This window comes from Paraburkholderia sp. XV, assembly GCF_020177535.1.
Classification (GTDB): Bacteria; Pseudomonadota; Gammaproteobacteria; order Burkholderiales; family Burkholderiaceae; genus Paraburkholderia; species Paraburkholderia caribensis.
Genome location: NZ_JAGUUD010000005.1, coordinates 166,117 through 182,118, shown reverse-complemented (window position 1 = coordinate 182,118; position 16,002 = coordinate 166,117). Strand labels below are relative to the sequence as shown.

Here is a 16,002-nt window from a genome sequence, read left to right as displayed (position 1 = left end):
AAAGAAAAGTAGGTGCCGCCCCGCACAGGGGCGACGCGTGAAGCACGCTAACAAATCGCGGATGCCAGCGCAAACACAACCAAAACCAAACCAAAACCAAACCAAACCAAAACCAAAAACACCAAACCTCACCGCCTACCCCGAGCAACCCCCACCCCCTTCCGCGAACGCGCCCCAATCTCCCGCGCCATCATCGCGCGCACCAACTCAAGAAACACCTGCACAACAGGATTCGGCAACTGCAACTGCGGACACAGCATAAACCCACGAAACATAATCTGCGGCACAAAACCGCGAAACACGATCCGCTTCGGATCAGCACCAATCGCTGCAAGCGGATTAACAATCCCAATCCCTAGCCCGCGCGAAACAAGCGCGCATATCGTCGCGCCATACGGCGTCTCGATCGCCGGCACCTGCCCGGCGCCAGCCGACCGCAACACACGATCGAGCGGACTGCGCGTGTCGTCGGCATACGACGGCAGGATCAGCCGTTCGCCGCGCAGATCGCCCGCTTCGATGCGCTCACGCGCAGTCAACGGATGCCGCGCAGGAAGCGCACACAGCGCCGGCAGCCGGTATAACTCGGCACTCGTCACGCCAAACGCGTCCGGTGTAGCCGTCGCGAAGCCGACATCACAGTACGCCGACGACACCCATCGCTGAATCGTCCCTTCACTTCTCATCTCCAGCGAGACAATCACCCGCGGGTAATCCGCCAGAAACCGCTCGATCACCGCAGGCAAAAACGACAGCGCCAGCACCGGCGCCGCGACGATCCGCAAACGTCCACTACCCAACTGACGGATCTCACGTGCCGAGTTCTCCAGCTTTTCCAGCCCGACAAAGCTGCGCTCGACTTCGCGATAGAACGCACTCCCCGCATCCGTCGCGTGGATACGCCCGCCGTTGCGCACGAACAGCGTGAGCCCCGTCGCCGTCTCCAGCTCCGCAATCAGCCGGCTGATGCTCGGTTGCGACGTACCGAGCTCTTCGGCGGCCGCCGTCATCGAGCCGCGCAGCATGACCAGCCGGAATGCCTCGATCTGCCTCTGATTCATCGTCTCTCCCGCCCGCTCGCCCTGAACAGAGACCTCAGCTTGCCATATCAGAAATGAATAGAAGCCCTTTTTGTCGCTATTTGACCGGATGGGCGGCACGAACCTAGACTGGCCTCACCACGCGGAACCCGTCACGCTCATGCGCCCTGATTCCCTGCTTTTCCACGAATCCTTTCGATGCGACCCATACTGGTGGGACGCCGCGCCGCCCGAAACCGCGCGCTCGCCGCTGCCTCGCCACGTGGATATCGCCGTCATCGGCAGCGGTTATTGCGGGCTGTCGGCAGCCGCGGAAGCCGCGAGCCACGGCGCGCGCGTGGCCGTCCTCGATGCGGCCGAGATCGGCGCGGGCGGCAGCACGCGCAGCGGCGGAATGGTGTCGAGCGGCCAGAAGCTGGCCCTGACCAACGCGATCGCCGGCGTGCCCGCCGAGCGGCTCGTGCGCCTGATGCGCGAATCGATGGCAAGCTTCGACTATCTGAAACGCCTCGTCGCCGACGAATCGCTCGACGCGGATCTGCAGATCACCGGCCGCTTTTTCGGCGCGTACACGCCCGGCCATTTCGACCGGTTGCGCCGCCAGGGTGAGTTGCTGCGCGACAAAACGGGCGTCACCGTGCATGTGATCGAGCGCGACGCACAGCGCGCGATGATCGGCTCGGACTATTACTACGGCGGCATCCTCGTCGATGAATACGGCGGGCTGCACACCGCGAAGTATCACCGCGCGCTGCGCGAGCTTGCCGGGCGACGCGGCGTCACGCTGCATTCGCACGCGCAGGCCGAACGTATCGAACGTATTGCGAACGGCGCACAGGAAGGCGCGCGCTTTCGCGTACAGACCACGCGCGGCTCGCTCGACGCGCGCGATGTGCTGGTCGCCACCAACGGCTACACGGGCCCGTTGCTGCCGTTCTTCGCGCGCCGCGTGCTGCCCGTCGCGAGCTATCAGATCGCGACGGAACCCCTGCCCGACGGATTGATGCACGCGCTGAACCCCGGCGCGCGGATGATCAGCGACTCGAAACGCAATCTGTTCTACACACGCCCCTCTCCCGACGGCACGCGGATGCTGTTCGGCTCGCGCCCGGCGATCCGCGAACTGAGCGAACGCGAAGCGGCCCGCCTGCTATACGGAAAGATGCTGCAACTGTGGCCCGCGCTGCGCGACGTGCGCATCACACACGCATGGAAAGGCTACGTCGCGATGACGCGCGACAAGCTCGCGCACATCGGCGTGCACGACGGCATTCACTACGCGCTCGGCTGCAACGGCAATGGCGTCGCGCTGATGAGCTACCTCGGCCACCGCGTCGCGAGACATATGCTCGGCGTGGACCGCGATGCGGGCGCCTTCAGCGAAGGCGAATTTCCGTTGAGCGGCGCAGGCATCGCCAGTCAGATCGCCGTGCCGCTCGGCAGCGCGCTCTATCAACTCGACGACCTGTGGCGCGGACGCGTGCGCGCCGCGCTGTCCTGACCTTCACGGCGTCACTGAATTCGAGGAGCCACGATGATCCATCTGCACAACGTTTCGAAATGGTTCGGCGAGCACCGCGTGCTGGCCGGCTGCTCCGCGACGATCGAACGCGGCGAGGTCGTCGTGATCTGCGGGCCCTCGGGCTCGGGCAAGTCGACGCTGATCAAGTCGGTCAATGGGCTCGAGCCCGTGCAGGCTGGCCGCATCGTCGTCGACGGCGTGGACGTCACGGCGAAAACCGCGAACCTGGCGCGGCTGCGCGCGAAGGTCGGGATGGTTTTCCAGCATTTCGAGCTGTTTCCGCATCTGAGCGTCGGGCGCAACCTGATGCTCGCGCAGATGAAGGTGCTCGGGCGCAGCCGCGACGAAGCCGCCGGCAAGGCGCGCTCCCTGTTGCGCCGCGTGGGCCTGCGCGATTACGAAGACAGCTACCCGACGCAGTTGTCGGGCGGCCAGCAGCAGCGCGTGGCGATTGCCCGCGCACTGTCGATGGACCCCGTCGCGATGCTGTTCGACGAGCCGACGTCCGCGCTCGACCCGGAGATGGTCAACGAAGTGCTCGACGTGATGAGCGCGCTCGCTCACGACGGCATGACGATGCTGTGCGTGACCCACGAAATGGGCTTCGCGAGGCGCGTCGCGGACCGCGTCCTGTTCATGGATCGCGGCGCCATCGTTGAGGACGACTCGAAAGAACAGTTCTTCGCGCGCCCTCGCTCCGAACGCGCGCTTGAGTTTCTGTCGCGCATTCTGCATTGAGCGGCACACGCCGCGTTCGCATTGCTGTTCCACTTCCGTTCACCGCCGTTCCTTTCGAGAGGAGCCTCATGATGCGTTTTCTTCAGTTTGCACGCAGTCTCGCACTGGCTGCTTCGCTATGCGCCGCAGCCGTATCGGCCGCTCATGCGGAAGACGTGGGCACGCTCACGCCGGGCAAAATCGTCGCGGGCGTCGACGCGAACAACAAGCCCTATTCGTACATCGACAACGGCAAGATGACGGGCTTCGACGTCGAGCTGATTCGCGCGATCGCCGCGAAGCTCGGTCTGTCCGCCGACTTCCGCGCGCAGGACTTCGCCGGGCTGTTGCCGAGCGTCGCGAACCAGCAGATCGATCTCGCCGCCGGCTCCATTTCGATCACGAAAGACCGGCTCAAGATGGTCGACTTTTCCGACGGCTACCTGACGGGCCTGTTGAGCGTCGCGACGCTGCCGGACAGCACCATTTCGAGCGATGTCGCGTCCGTCAAGGGCAAGCGGATCGGCGTCGTGCAAGGCACCATCGAAGACACGTATTCGGACAGCTATCTGCCCAGTGCGCAGATCGTGCGCTTTCCAAATCTGAACGCGGGGTTCCTCGCGCTGCGCAACAAGTACATCGACGGCTACTTCGTCGACAAGACCCTGGTGGAAGGCCTGCAAAGCAAGTACCCGCAAATGAACATCGCGGACAAGCTCGACATATCCGCGGTCAATCTGCCCGCGGGCTTTCCCGTTCACAAGGGCAACGTCAAGCTCGAAAGCGCGCTCAACAAGACGCTCGGCGAGCTGGTGGCCGACGGCACGTGGATGAAGCTCTATCTGCAATTCCATCCTGGCTATCCGAAGCCTGCCGACCTGCCGCCGTATGCGATGAAGTCGGGCACCTGAACCGCCAGCCGCACTTCACCGACCACGTTTCGTCTTCCGGAGAGCGCACATGGACGCCTTTTTGCAGAACTTCCTCGACTGGCCGCTTCTGGTCGATTCGTTGCCGGCGCTGTTGGGTACGGGCCTGGTGAACACGTTGATCCTGTCGTTGTTCTCCACGGTGCTCGGCATCGTCGCGGGCATGGTGCTCGCGCTGATGGCCGTGTCCAACACGCGCTGGCTGACGTTTCCTGCGCAGGTGTTCATCGACGTGTTTCGCGGCCTGCCCGCCGCGCTCGTGATTCTCGTGGTCGGCCAGGGGCTGGCGCCCATCGGGCTGTCGATCTTCGGGCCGAACCCCTATCCCCTCGCGATCGTCGCGCTCGCGTTGATCTCGTCCGCGTATATCGCCGAAATTTTCCGCTCGGGCATCCAGAGCGTGGGGCGCGGCCAGATGTATGCGTGCCAGGCGCTAGGCATGACGTACTGGAGCGGCATGCGGCACGTCATCGTGCCGCAGGGCGTGCGGCGCATCCTGCCCGCACTCGCCAACCAGTTCATTTCGATCGTCAAGGATTCGAGCCTCGTTTATTTTCTCGGACTGCTCACGTCGCAACGCGATCTCTTCACGATCGGACAAAACACGGCCGTCAACACGGCGAACCTCTCGCCGCTCGTCGCGGCGGGCGTCGTCTATCTGCTGATCACCGTGCCGCTCACGCATGCGATCAATCACATCGACCGCTGGACTAACCGCTTCTCGAACCCCGGCGCGCGCGGCGGCAAGCAGGCACCGCGCAGCCTGCGCGCAGCGCGGCGCGAGGCAGCACTGCAATCGCATGCAAACACGCAGGCCGCGGCAGCCGGCATCGCCGAACACCGGCATTGAACCCCTCCAACTCAACACACGAACATGGGACCGAAAGTCGATACCGTCGCCGACGACATCCAGCTACCCGAGCGCGCCGATGTGGTCGTGATCGGCGGCGGGATCATCGGCGTTTCCACTGCGCTGTATCTGAGCGACAAGGGCTTGCAGGTTGCGCTGTGCGAGAAAGGACATATCGCGGGCGAGCAATCGAGCCGCAACTGGGGCTGGGTGCGCGTCACGCGCCGCGACCCGCGCGAACTGCTGCTCAGCATCGAAAGCCTCAAGCTGTGGCGCACGCTGGACCGCACGCTGGGCATCGAGACGGGCTTCAACCAGTGCGGCATTCTGTATGTATCGAACGACGACGCGACCCTGGCAAGGCATCGCGACTGGCTCACTCGCGCGCGGCAGATTGCCGGTGACGCATTCGACACGCGAGAAGTCGATACGGAGGCAATAGCCGGACTGCTCCCCGGCTCGACGCGCAGTTTCAAGGGCGGCATCTACACGCCGGGCGACGCGCGCGCCGAGCCGCAAAAAGCCGCGCCCGCCATCGCCAACGCGCTGCGCAAGCGAGGTGTCAAGATACTCACGCCCTGTGCCGTACGCGGCATCGAAACGAGCGGCGGACACGTCAGCGCCGTCGTCACCGAGCACGGCACGATCCGCTGCGATGCCGTCGTCGTCGCGGGCGGCGCATGGACGCGCTATTTCTGCGGCAACCTCGGCGTCGAGCTGCCGCAACTGCTGACGCGCGCCTCGGTGCTGCGTACCGAGCCGCTCGAAGGCGGCCCGACGTGCAGCGCGAACAACGAGGAGTTCGCCTTCCGCAAACGCGCCGACGGCGGCTACACGGTCGCGTATGGCCTGCGCACCCACGCGGACCTCACGCCCGATGCGTTCCGCCTGTTCTTCAAGTACATCGAGGCGCTGAAGAGCCAGATGGGGGCGTTGCAGATCCGCGTCGGCAAGCGTTTTCTCGACGAACTGAAGCGGCCGCGCCGCTGGGCGCTCGACCGTCCCACCCTCTTCGAAGCCATCCGCACGCTCGACCCCGATCCCGTCGTGCCGTATGTCGACAACGGACTGCGCGAGTTCGTGAAGGCGTTTCCGCAACTCGCCGGCGCGAAGATTGCGCAGCGCTGGGCCGGTTATATCGACGTCACGCCCGATGCGATTCCCGTGATCTCCGGGGCCGCGCGCGTGCCGGGACTGTTCATCGGCACGGGCTTCTCGGGGCACGGTTTCGGCATTGGACCGGCGGCCGGCAAGCTGATGGCCGATCTCGTCAATAACGACACGCCGCTCGTCGATCCGCACGCGTTTCGCCTCGAACGCTTCAGCGACGGCACGAAAATCACGATCGACGCGGGCTTCTGAGCGTCGCCCATCTCATCGTCAACGGGACAGCACATGGACAAGGTAGCGATGGTGTCGGGCGCGAATCGTGGCATCGGCCGCGAAATCGCGCTGGAGTTGCATCGGCGCGGATATCGGCTGTCGCTCGGCATGCGCGATCCGTCATCGTTCGATAACGAGCTCGACGCGTTTCTGTTCGCGTATGAAGCGCGTGACGGGCATGCCGCCCGCCAGTGGGTCAATGCGACCGTCGATCGTTTCGGCCGTCTGGACGTGCTGGTGAGCAACGCCGGGATCTGCAAGATGATCACGTTCGACGACGGCGCGAGCGAGCTGCTCGATGAAACGCTCGACATCAATGTGAAGGCGCCCTTCCGGCTCGCGCAGGCCGCGTTGCCGCATCTGCGGCGCGCGGGCAGCGGCCGCTTCGTGCAGCTCGCGTCGCTGTCGGGCAAGCGGGTGAAGAATCTGAACGTCGGCTATCAGATGTCGAAGCACGCGGTGATCGCGTTGACTCACGCAGTGCGGCGCGCGGGCTGGGACGACGGCGTGCGCGCGACAGCCGTCTGCCCCGGCTTCGTCAACACCGATATGGCCGCCGGACTCGCCGATCTGCCGCCCGACGCGATGACGCAGCCGGGCGACATCGCATCGATCGTCGTGAATACGCTCGAACTGCCGAACACGGCGAGCATGGCCGAACTGCTGATCAATTGCCGTCACGAAGACATGCTGTGACGACGAAGCTCACGCAGCGATCGGCCCATGATCGGCCTGCTGCGTCTCGCGTGGCGGCACAGCGACGCGCCGTATGTCGCCGTCCGCCAGCGCGGGCGTCGACTCGAACAGTTCGGCGATCCAGTCCGCGAACACACGCACCTTCGCGGACAGATGACGGTTGTTCGGATACACGATCGAAACCGGCTTGGGCTTCGGCTTGAAGTCGGGCAGCACTTCGAGCAGCGATCCGTCGCGCAGTTTCGACGCGACCATGAAGAGCATGGGCTGGATCAGGCCGAAGCCTTCCAGTCCGCACTTGACGTACGCTTCCGAGTCGTTGACCGTGACGACACCGTTCATCCGCACTTCCGTTGGCTTGCCGTCGACGAGAACGATCCACGGCATCGGCCGCGTGTTGTGCGCGACGCGAAAATTCACGGCCTGATGCATGGCCAGATCGTCGATGCTCTGCGGTGCCCCATAGCGCGCCAGATAATCGGGCGAAGCGCACGTCACGCGCTTGAGCGTGCCGACGCGCCGCGCAACCATCGACGAATCTTCGAGCGGACCCGCCCGCACCATGCAGTCGATCCCTTCCTCGACGGGATCGACGGGCCGGTCAGAGAGACCCAGATCGAGCGAGATGTCCGGATAGCGCTCGTGAAAGCTGCGCAACGCCGGAATGACGAGATGACGCCCGAGAGAATTCGGCATGTGCACGCGCAGCGCCCCGCTCGGCTTGCGATTGCCCGCCTGAAAACTCGCGTCCGTTTCCGCGATGTCGGTGATGATGCGGATGCAGTGCTCGTAATACGCCGCGCCTTCCGGCGTGAGCGACAGACGGCGCGTGGTCCGGTTCATCAGACGCACGCCGAGCACCCCTTCGAGATTCTGGATGGTCGTCGTCACCGTCGCGCGCGGCATGCCCATCTGCTCTGCGGCGCGCGTGAAGCTGTTCGCATCGACCACACGAGTGAATACTTCCATTGCCTGAACGCGGTCCACGCTATCCCCTTTCGGCTGCCAAACAACAAGGATAAGACGTGCGGACCGGCAAAAACAAGCAAACACCGCAATTAGCCGGATTTGGCGAACAGTTGGACGCGCCTCGCGTGAAATAGCGCGACGGTAGCGCTTATCGTCCGGCAATTTTGACGCGAACCTGAGGCCTGGCTCAGGTTCGACGCGAGCGGAGATACCGCAAGGGCAAATCAACCGCCGCGATACATCGGGTCGATGCTGTCGGGCTGCTCGCGCCGGCCGGACTGCGATTTGCCCGACTCGACACCGCCGACGCCGCTTTGATTGCGAGGCCTCGCCTTGTCCGGCGAGGTCGTTTGAGCGCTGTGCCCAACGTGCGACGCTTTCACGACGCCGCCGGTTAGAGGACCGGAAGCGGGCCCGTCGTCGCCTGCGAAGGCTGGCAGGGCAACCGACGTCACGCACGCCAGCAACAGCGCGCCGATCAGTTTCGCGTTCATATGGACTCCCTTGAGTGCGTTGAGCAACGAGATGCACGCAAGCCGTCTGGTGCGACGCGCTTCGTGCAATCCACAGCGACAACTGCAGGGGCCATGCCAATCGTGCGCGCGGATCGGCCGGCGACCGCCCGAAGGCCCGCCAATCAAGGCGCTGGGGCTGACGGTGCGGATTCACGCGGCCAGATGAAACGGCCGCAATGGCGGATGGCAGCCGACAGTTTCCCGCTCACTGCGCGGGGCAACCCAACATCCCGAGCGCCGCCGCGCTTCGTCAGCCGACCTGCTCGTCCGCGCTCACACGGAATAGCGCCACGGCGCCGTGAAGATGCTCGCTTTGCGCTTCCAGCGAGGCCGCCGTGGTCGACGCCGATTCGACCAGCGATGCGTTGCTCTGCGTCATCGCTTCCATCTGCACGACGGTCGCGTTGACGAGTTCGATGCCCGCCGTCTGCTCGCGGGACGCAAGACTGATATCCGCCATGATCGCGTTCACGCTCTGCACGGCTTTCAGGATGTCGTCCATCGTCGAGCCCGCGCGCAATACCAGTTCGCTTCCCGCACGCACGCTCTGCGTCGAGTTGCCGATCAGTTCCTTGATTTCCTTCGCGGCGGTGGCACTGCGCTGCGCCAGATACCGCACCTCGCTGGCCACCACCGCGAAGCCACGCCCCTGATCGCCCGCGCGCGCCGCTTCGACGGCTGCGTTCAGCGCAAGAATGTTGGTCTGGAACGCAATGCTCTCGATCACCCCGACAATCCCGACGATGCGCGCCGAGCTATCCGAGATCGCATCCATCGTGTCGACGACCTGACGCACCACTTCGCCGCCGCGTGTCGCGATGTCGGATGCACGCGTGGCGAGCGCGCTGGCGTCGTGCGCATTGTCGGCGTTCTGCCGCACGGTGGCCGTCAGTTGTTCCATGCTGGCGGCCGCCTGCTGGAGCGAGGCGGCCTGATCGCCGGCACGCATCGACAGATCGCGGTTGCCGCTCGCAATCGCGCGGGCGTCGTGCATGATCGCGTCCGTCCCCGCCCTGACCTTGCGCACGACCGCGACGAGACCTTGCTGCATGTCGTTCAGCGCGTCGAGCAGGTAGCCCATTTCATTGCGGCGCTCAGTCTTGACGACGGCCGTGAGGTCGCCCGCTGCAATCTTCGCGAAGTATTCGACGGCGGCATTGACGGGCGTGACGATCGCCCGCGTCAGCGCCCGGTGCGCGAGCATGCCGACGATCAGCGCACTCAATCCCGCCGCGCCGAAGCCCCAGAGCGTCATGTGAAAGCGCTCGTTCGCGTGATCGAAGCGCATGCGCTGGCGCTGCACCTGAAAGTCCTCCAGCGCGATGAGCGCCTTCTGATATTCGTCGAACAGCGCGACGGGCATCTCGCGCTGCGTGCTCAGGAAGTCGACCAGATTCTCTTCGTCGAGCTGCTTGAGCGCTTTCGAAAAAGCCTGCGCCAGCAGACGGTCGCGTTTGTTCGTCATCGCCGCGAGCAGCGCCGTTTCCTGCGCGTCGGGCGCGTGCAGCGCACGGTACGCATCGAGCTCGCGGTTGCTCTCGGCGAGCAGCACATGCAGTTGCCTGATCTCAGCGGTAGCCGGCTTGCCTGCGCTGATCAGCTGCTCGACGTCCGCGAGTCCTGTGCGAAACACCAGCAGCCGCTCGGAGCTGGTCTTCAGATGCACGACGGAAGCCGTGTCGTCCCGATACATCGCGTCGAGCGCGGCATTGCTCTTGAAGAGCGCAAACACCGCTGCCGCGATGACCAGCATCAACAGCAGCGTGCAACCCGAGATGGTGGCGGCGAGCCCGCCGCGAATCGTGGTGTTTCTGAACATGAGCGCAAGTCAGCGCGCGCGCCGCAAGCGCGGCGCGCGCAGCGTTTCTCCAGTAGTCAGAACGAAAACGGGGCGGCCATGCGATGGCAGGCCGTCTCCAGCACTAACGGCAACGCCGCACGGCTCCTGTGATGCCAGCGCGACACCGATGCGACGAATTGCGACATCGCCGCGCGGCGCCACTCCCCAGCACGGTGCATCGTGCGTCGCGCGCGATCTCGGCGGCGCGCAAAACTCCCCGCCCCGGTGCATCCCGCAGACCGGCCTCCCCGCCCGGCAGGGCTGCGTCACATGGCACGCCTCATGCTTATTGAACGTCATTCAAGTAACTTGAATTTAATTCTTTTCACTTTCATAATCGGCCACGGGCCTTTCACAAGGAAGCGTCATGAACAAGCCTCTTCGCAGTCTGGTCGTCTCGTTGCTCGGTGCGCTCGCACTCGTCGCCGCTACGCCGGGCTGGTCGCAATCCGACGATCTGCTGGCGCGCATCAAGACGAACAAGGAAATCACCATCGCGACGGAGGCCCGTTACGCGCCGTTCGAGTATGTCGACAACGGCAAGATCGTCGGCTATGACGCCGACCTGATGGCCTACGTGCTGAAATCCATCCCCGACGTGAAGGTCAAGCAGCTGGACCTGCCGTTTCAGGGACTGTTGCCGGGACTCGACGCCAAGCGCTTCGACATCGTCGTGACGGCCGTCACCGTCAACAAGGACCGCGTCAGCCACTTCGCGTTCACGCTGCCCGTCGCCGACGCGACGACGGGCGTGCTGCTGCGCAACGGCGACACCAGCATCAAGTCGCCCGACGACCTGAACGGCAAGATCGTCGGCTCGCAGACGGGCTCGGCGCAGCTGCAGGCATTGCAGGCGCTCGACAAGAAACTGAAGGACGCAGGCGGCCCCGGCATCAAGCAGATCAAGCAGTACGTCGCGTTCGACGAAGCCTATGCCGACCTCGCCGTGGGACGGCTCGACGCCGTCGCGCAATCGGTCGCGAACCTGGGACCGTTGATGAAATCGCGCCCGGGCGTGTTCGCGCTGCTGCCGCAGACGATCGGGCCGAAGAGCTACTTCGCCTGGGTGGCGCGCAAGGACAGCGACAGCGCCGCACTGGTCAAGCTCTTCAGCGACGGCATCGCGCGCGCGAACCGCGACGGCACGATGAAGAAGCTGCAGGAGAAGTGGTTCGGCTCGACGATGGACGTCCCCGTCGACGCCGTCCCCGCGCCCTCCATCTGACGTGCCGCGAGCCGCCAGATGAACGCCCCCGATCTGCTCGCACGCTGCGCCGGCTATCTGCCGCAGTTGCTGGACGGCGCATTGACGACCTTGTGGCTGTCGGCGGCTGCCGTGTTCTGCGGCTTCTTTGCCGGCATCTTCATCTACACGATGTCGGCCAGCCAGAGCCGGCTGCTCGCGGGCGCCGCACGGGTCTACGTCAGCGTGTTTCGCGGCACGCCCGTGCTCGCGCAACTGCTCGTGATGTATTACCTGCCTTCGGCGCTCGGGCTCGCGGTGCCCGGCACAGTCGCGGCGGCCATCGGGCTGTCGATGAACACGGCCGCGTATCAGTCGCAGATTCTGGGCGCGGGCTTTCGCTCGATCGCGCGCGGGCAGATCGAAGCAGCCGTCACGTTCAATCTCACGCGCCGTCAGGTGCTGTGGCACATCGAAGTGCCGCAGGTGGTGCGGGTGACGCTGCCCGCGCTCGTGTCGGAGATGATCGATATCGTCAAGGCGTCGGCGGTGGTGTCGGTGATATCCGTCACGGACCTGATGCGCGTCGGCCAGCAGCTGTCGTCGTCGACGTACCGGCCGCTCGAGGTGTACACGTGCGCCGCGCTGTTCTATCTGGCCATCACGACGCTGTTGTCCTTTGCCGCGCATTGCTACGAGCGCCGCGCAGTGCCGCGCGCATGACTGGGGATCACTTTCATGGATAACCTGCTCGCTCTCGTGCCGCGCTTCGCCGACGCGATGCTCGTCACGCTTGAAGTCAGCCTGATCGCGGCTGTGCTCGGCATGGCCGGCGGGTTCGCGCTCAATGCGTGGCGCCTGCGATACGCCCGCGTGCTAGCCGCGCCCTACGGCCTGTTCGTCTGGCTGATCCGCGGGATGCCTTACCTGTCGCAACTGATGATCGTCTACTTCGGGCTGCCCGTTTTCGGTATCACGATGACGGCCGTGCAAGCGACGGTCGTGTCGCTCGCCATCTATGCGAGTGCGTATTTCGCCGAGATTTTTCGCGCTGCATGGGCCAGCGTGCCGCGCGGCCAGATCGAGGCTGCGCAGGCGTTCGGCGTGAGCCGCTGGGCGGCATTCCGCGCGATCGAGCTGCCGCAGGCGCTCGCGTTCGCGGTGCCGCTGCTCGCGAACCAGATCATTCTCGTGATCAAGGAGAGCGCTGTCGCTTCCATCATCACGGTCCCCGAACTGACGATGACGGCCAGCGACATCGTCGCCTCCACTTACACGTACATCGGTCCGTATGCGCTGCTGATCGTGAGCTACTGGCTGCTCACGCAGGCCGTGTCGCTGCTGGCGCAGCGCGCGACGGCGACGATTCCTTTTCTGCGTAGCGACACCAATACAGCCACCAATAAAGCCACATGAGCGCTCAACCCATACTCAAGCTGCGCGCCGTCGGCAAGTCGTACGGCGCAACCCGCGTGCTCAAGGGCATCGACCTCGACGTGATGCGCGGCGAAATCGTCACGCTGATCGGGCCGTCCGGCTCGGGCAAGACGACGGCGCTGCGCTGCATGAACTTTCTCGAACCCTACGACGAAGGCGAGGTCTGGATCAAGGGGCAACTGCTCGGCTATCGCTCGGCTGGCCGCACGCCGCGCGATCGCGACAGCGAGGCGAGCGTCGCGGAAGTGCGGCGGCCCGTTTCGATGGTGTTTCAGCAGTTCAACCTGTGGCCGCACATGAGCGTGCTCGACAACGTCGCTGCGCCGCTCGTGCTAGCCAAGAAGATGCGCCGCGCGGACGCGCGCGCCAAGGCGCACGCGGCGCTCGCGCGCGTCGGCCTGCAGCACAAGGCGGACGTCTATCCTGCGCGGCTGAGCGGCGGCCAACAGCAGCGCGTGGGCATTGCGCGTGCGCTCGCCATCGAGCCGGAAGTGATGCTGCTCGACGAACCGACTTCGGCGCTCGATCCCGAACTCGTGGAAGAAGTGCTGAACGTGATCCGTTCACTCGCCCAGGACGGCATGACGATGGTCATGGTCACGCATGAAATGAGCTTTGCCGCAAAGATTTCCGACAAGGTCGTGTTCATGGAAGCGGGGCAGATCGTGGAGTCGGGGCCGCCTTCGCAGCTCTTCGGCAACTCGCGCACGCCTCGTCTTCAGCAATTTCTCAAGCCGTGGTTCGATCGTAGCCTGAGCTTCAGCGCACCGGCGGCAAGGACGGACAGCGCGGCGCAGACGTCGGGGGCGCCGTCATGATGCGCGCCGGTAGCCATCACCTCTCGGACGATGCACTGCGCGCCGCCGCAAGCGTCGACGACACACGCCTGCTCGCGTCGATCGAAGCACTCGCGGCATTCGGCGCGCGGTCCGACGGCGGCGTGAACCGCCCCGCTCTCAGTGCTGCGGATCTGGAGGCGCGGCGCCATCTGGTCGGGTATGCGCATGCGTTGGGCTGCACCGTCACCACCGACGCATGCGCGAACCTGTTCATCCACCGGCCCGGCAGCGACGCCGCGCCGCCCGTGATGACGGGCAGCCACATCGACACGCAACCCTCGGGCGGCAAGCTAGACGGCTGCTACGGCGTGCTCGCCGGGCTCGAATGCATGGCCGCGCTCAACGATGCGGGCATCCGCACACGCCGCCCGCTCGAAGTCGCGATCTGGACCAATGAAGAAGGCACGCGCTTCGCGCCCGGCGCGATGGGATCGAGCGCATTTGTCGAGCCGTCGCGCATGCCTGCCTACCTGAACGCCGCCGACGCGGACGGCGTCACACTGGGCGCCGCGCTGGAGCGCTATCGGCATGCGTTGCCCGGCCTGCCGACACGCGGCGACGCGCCGCCTGCGCATGCTTTCGTCGAGTTGCATATCGAGCAAGGCCCGCAACTGGAGAATGCCGGCGTGCCGCTCGGCATCGTCACGGGCATTCAGGGCGTGCGCTGGTACGAGTTCCACTGCCAGGGCGTGGCTGCGCACGCCGGCACCACGCCGATGCCGATGCGCCGCGATGCGATGACACTGGCCGTGGCGCTGCGGGCCTCGCTCGAAGCAATCGCCACCTCATTGGGCGGCGAGCACACGCGCATCACATTCGGGCGCTGGAGCGTGACGCCGAATTCGATCAACACGATTCCATCAGACGTGACCTTCTCCGTCGATTTCCGTCATCCCGACGCCCACGTGCTCGATTCGTTCGACGCGCAGGTATCGGCTTGCGCGCAGCGCCACGGCGCGCGCATCGCGCCGCTTTTCACTCACGCGCCGGTGCGTTTCGACGCGACGGTGCTGGCGCGGCTCGACGCCGCCTGCCATGCGCTCGAGGCGCCTGCGCTGCGGCTCACGTCGGGCGCCTTTCACGACGCGATGTATCTCTCGCAGCACTGCCCGACGGCCATGCTGTTCGTGCCGAGCCGCGACGGCATCAGCCACAACCCGGCGGAAGCCACGGACGCCCGTCACCTCGTGCTGGGCGCACGCGCGCTCGCGCACACCCTCACCACCCTTTGCAACGACTGACAAGGAACCCAGATGAGCACGACTGCCGTACACGCCCACACCCATACCCACACGCATGCACACGCAAGCGACGACAACGGCACGGAACTCGGCCAGAACGCCACCTTGCACGAACCGATTTCCGCCGACGGCACGCCCGAACCCGGCAAGACCTACACGGTGCCCGCCCGCTGCGGCCGCGCCGTGCGCGTCAAGGCGGGGCAAACCATCCGCATCTCGAACCCGCACGGCACGCAGGTCTGCGACACGTGGATCTTCAATGCCACGCACCTGAACGAATTCCTCTCGTTCGAACACACGCGCGCATATATCGACAAGATCATTCCGCAGCCGGGCGACCCGCTCGTGACGAACCATCGCCGCCCGATCGCCGAACTGGCCGCCGACACGTCGCCGGGCGTGCACGATACGCTGATCGCCGCCTGCGACCTGTATCGCTACAGGAACCTGGGCGTGGAGAGCTATCACGACAACTGCGCGGACAATCTGCGGCTGGCGCTGAAGGCAATCGGCCTGCGCACGCGGGAAGTGCCGCAGCCGTTCAACCTGTGGATGAACATTCCCGTCAAGCCGGATTACACGATCGACTGGCTGCCGCCCGTGTCGAAAGCGGGCGACCATGTGGACATCAAGGCGGCGATGGATTGCATCGTCGTGATGTCGGCGTGCCCGCAGGATATCATTCCCATCAACGCACTCAACCCGGTCGAAGTCGAGTTCACGGTTCTCGCCTGATACTCGCCAGGCCGTTTTTTTACGCTGATCGACAGAACGCACACGGTGGCCACCAGAAAAACCCCCACGTCCGGCAACGGCGCTTCCCGCAGGCCGTCCTCACTCG

Annotated in this window: 16 protein-coding genes; 12 read left to right on the top strand and 4 right to left on the bottom strand. The window is 65.0% G+C overall.

From position 1 onward, the window contains the following. Positions 1-128 precede the first annotated feature (128 nt). On the bottom strand, positions 129-1,061 hold the full coding sequence (locus KFO72_RS04860; protein WP_225031527.1) for a LysR substrate-binding domain-containing protein: 933 nt from the start codon (positions 1,059-1,061) through the stop codon (positions 129-131). A gap of 139 nt (positions 1,062-1,200) precedes the next feature. Between KFO72_RS04860 and KFO72_RS04855 the strand changes: the two genes are divergently transcribed. The 6 genes from KFO72_RS04855 to KFO72_RS04830 all read left to right on the top strand — a co-directional run bounded on the left by KFO72_RS04855 (position 1,201) and on the right by KFO72_RS04830 (position 7,137). Further along, positions 1,201-2,541: an NAD(P)/FAD-dependent oxidoreductase gene (locus tag KFO72_RS04855; RefSeq protein ID WP_225031526.1), complete on the top strand. Its 1,341-nt coding sequence runs from the start codon at positions 1,201-1,203 to the stop codon at positions 2,539-2,541. A 33-nt stretch (positions 2,542-2,574) separates the two neighbouring features. Further along, positions 2,575-3,300, top strand: a complete 726-nt coding sequence (locus tag KFO72_RS04850; RefSeq protein WP_224099323.1) for an amino acid ABC transporter ATP-binding protein — start codon at positions 2,575-2,577, stop codon at positions 3,298-3,300. A gap of 71 nt (positions 3,301-3,371) precedes the next feature. Continuing rightward, positions 3,372-4,190: a substrate-binding periplasmic protein gene (locus KFO72_RS04845; protein ID WP_060610431.1), complete on the top strand. Its 819-nt coding sequence runs from the start codon at positions 3,372-3,374 to the stop codon at positions 4,188-4,190. 49 nt (positions 4,191-4,239) lie between these two features. Next, positions 4,240-5,058, top strand: coding sequence for an amino acid ABC transporter permease (locus KFO72_RS04840; protein ID WP_225031525.1), 819 nt, complete (start codon positions 4,240-4,242; stop codon positions 5,056-5,058). A 24-nt stretch (positions 5,059-5,082) separates the two neighbouring features. Beyond that, positions 5,083-6,420: an NAD(P)/FAD-dependent oxidoreductase gene (locus KFO72_RS04835; RefSeq protein ID WP_054932235.1), complete on the top strand. Its 1,338-nt coding sequence runs from the start codon at positions 5,083-5,085 to the stop codon at positions 6,418-6,420. A 33-nt stretch (positions 6,421-6,453) separates the two neighbouring features. Continuing rightward, positions 6,454-7,137 carry an SDR family NAD(P)-dependent oxidoreductase gene (locus tag KFO72_RS04830; RefSeq protein WP_225031524.1) on the top strand — a complete coding sequence of 228 codons (684 nt, stop codon included), beginning with the start codon at positions 6,454-6,456 and terminating at the stop codon, positions 7,135-7,137. 9 nt (positions 7,138-7,146) lie between these two features. On the opposite strand, the gene KFO72_RS04825 is transcribed toward KFO72_RS04830, so the two are convergent. The 3 genes from KFO72_RS04825 to KFO72_RS04815 all read right to left on the bottom strand — a co-directional run bounded on the left by KFO72_RS04825 (position 7,147) and on the right by KFO72_RS04815 (position 10,440). Further along, complete coding sequence (locus KFO72_RS04825; protein ID WP_225031523.1) at positions 7,147-8,124, bottom strand: LysR substrate-binding domain-containing protein; 978 nt, start codon at positions 8,122-8,124, stop codon at positions 7,147-7,149. 206 nt (positions 8,125-8,330) lie between these two features. Beyond that, complete coding sequence (locus tag KFO72_RS04820; protein WP_225031522.1) at positions 8,331-8,600, bottom strand: hypothetical protein; 270 nt, start codon at positions 8,598-8,600, stop codon at positions 8,331-8,333. 271 nt (positions 8,601-8,871) lie between these two features. After that, positions 8,872-10,440 (bottom strand): methyl-accepting chemotaxis protein, encoded by a 1,569-nt coding sequence (locus KFO72_RS04815; protein WP_225031521.1) that lies wholly within the window; start codon positions 10,438-10,440, stop codon positions 8,872-8,874. 388 nt (positions 10,441-10,828) lie between these two features. Here KFO72_RS04815 and KFO72_RS04810 point away from each other — a divergent pair, with 388 nt between their 5' ends. From KFO72_RS04810 to KFO72_RS04785, 6 genes are read left to right on the top strand one after another with little or no spacing between them, the layout of a single operon-like run. Then, positions 10,829-11,686 carry a transporter substrate-binding domain-containing protein gene (locus KFO72_RS04810; protein WP_054932241.1) on the top strand — a complete coding sequence of 286 codons (858 nt, stop codon included), beginning with the start codon at positions 10,829-10,831 and terminating at the stop codon, positions 11,684-11,686. Positions 11,687-11,704: 18 nt separating this feature from the next. Then, on the top strand, positions 11,705-12,367 hold the full coding sequence (locus tag KFO72_RS04805; RefSeq protein ID WP_054932242.1) for an amino acid ABC transporter permease: 663 nt from the start codon (positions 11,705-11,707) through the stop codon (positions 12,365-12,367). Positions 12,368-12,382: 15 nt separating this feature from the next. Continuing rightward, positions 12,383-13,060 carry an amino acid ABC transporter permease gene (locus KFO72_RS04800; protein ID WP_224099327.1) on the top strand — a complete coding sequence of 226 codons (678 nt, stop codon included), beginning with the start codon at positions 12,383-12,385 and terminating at the stop codon, positions 13,058-13,060. Further along, positions 13,057-13,899, top strand: coding sequence for an amino acid ABC transporter ATP-binding protein (locus KFO72_RS04795; protein ID WP_060608214.1), 843 nt, complete (start codon positions 13,057-13,059; stop codon positions 13,897-13,899). Before KFO72_RS04800 ends, KFO72_RS04795 begins: the two co-directional genes overlap by 4 nt. Then, entirely contained in the window at positions 13,896-15,161 is a 1,266-nt protein-coding gene (locus KFO72_RS04790; RefSeq protein ID WP_225031520.1) for a M20 family metallo-hydrolase, read from the top strand. Before KFO72_RS04795 ends, KFO72_RS04790 begins: the two co-directional genes overlap by 4 nt. Before the next feature lie 12 nt (positions 15,162-15,173). Then, positions 15,174-15,896 carry a DUF1989 domain-containing protein gene (locus KFO72_RS04785; protein ID WP_224099329.1) on the top strand — a complete coding sequence of 241 codons (723 nt, stop codon included), beginning with the start codon at positions 15,174-15,176 and terminating at the stop codon, positions 15,894-15,896. The last annotated feature ends 106 nt before the right edge of the window (positions 15,897-16,002 follow it).

Coding starts and splice junctions, on each gene's coding strand:
- KFO72_RS04860 (WP_225031527.1), bottom strand. CDS start 1,061: ATGAATCAGAGGCAGATCGAGGCATTCCGGCTGGTCATGCTGCGCGGC.
- KFO72_RS04855 (WP_225031526.1), top strand. CDS start 1,201: ATGCGCCCTGATTCCCTGCTTTTCCACGAATCCTTTCGATGCGACCCA.
- KFO72_RS04850 (WP_224099323.1), top strand. CDS start 2,575: ATGATCCATCTGCACAACGTTTCGAAATGGTTCGGCGAGCACCGCGTG.
- KFO72_RS04845 (WP_060610431.1), top strand. CDS start 3,372: ATGCGTTTTCTTCAGTTTGCACGCAGTCTCGCACTGGCTGCTTCGCTA.
- KFO72_RS04840 (WP_225031525.1), top strand. CDS start 4,240: ATGGACGCCTTTTTGCAGAACTTCCTCGACTGGCCGCTTCTGGTCGAT.
- KFO72_RS04835 (WP_054932235.1), top strand. CDS start 5,083: ATGGGACCGAAAGTCGATACCGTCGCCGACGACATCCAGCTACCCGAG.
- KFO72_RS04830 (WP_225031524.1), top strand. CDS start 6,454: ATGGACAAGGTAGCGATGGTGTCGGGCGCGAATCGTGGCATCGGCCGC.
- KFO72_RS04820 (WP_225031522.1), bottom strand. CDS start 8,600: ATGAACGCGAAACTGATCGGCGCGCTGTTGCTGGCGTGCGTGACGTCG.
- KFO72_RS04815 (WP_225031521.1), bottom strand. CDS start 10,440: ATGTTCAGAAACACCACGATTCGCGGCGGGCTCGCCGCCACCATCTCG.
- KFO72_RS04810 (WP_054932241.1), top strand. CDS start 10,829: ATGAACAAGCCTCTTCGCAGTCTGGTCGTCTCGTTGCTCGGTGCGCTC.
- KFO72_RS04805 (WP_054932242.1), top strand. CDS start 11,705: ATGAACGCCCCCGATCTGCTCGCACGCTGCGCCGGCTATCTGCCGCAG.
- KFO72_RS04800 (WP_224099327.1), top strand. CDS start 12,383: ATGGATAACCTGCTCGCTCTCGTGCCGCGCTTCGCCGACGCGATGCTC.
- KFO72_RS04795 (WP_060608214.1), top strand. CDS start 13,057: ATGAGCGCTCAACCCATACTCAAGCTGCGCGCCGTCGGCAAGTCGTAC.
- KFO72_RS04790 (WP_225031520.1), top strand. CDS start 13,896: ATGATGCGCGCCGGTAGCCATCACCTCTCGGACGATGCACTGCGCGCC.
- KFO72_RS04785 (WP_224099329.1), top strand. CDS start 15,174: ATGAGCACGACTGCCGTACACGCCCACACCCATACCCACACGCATGCA.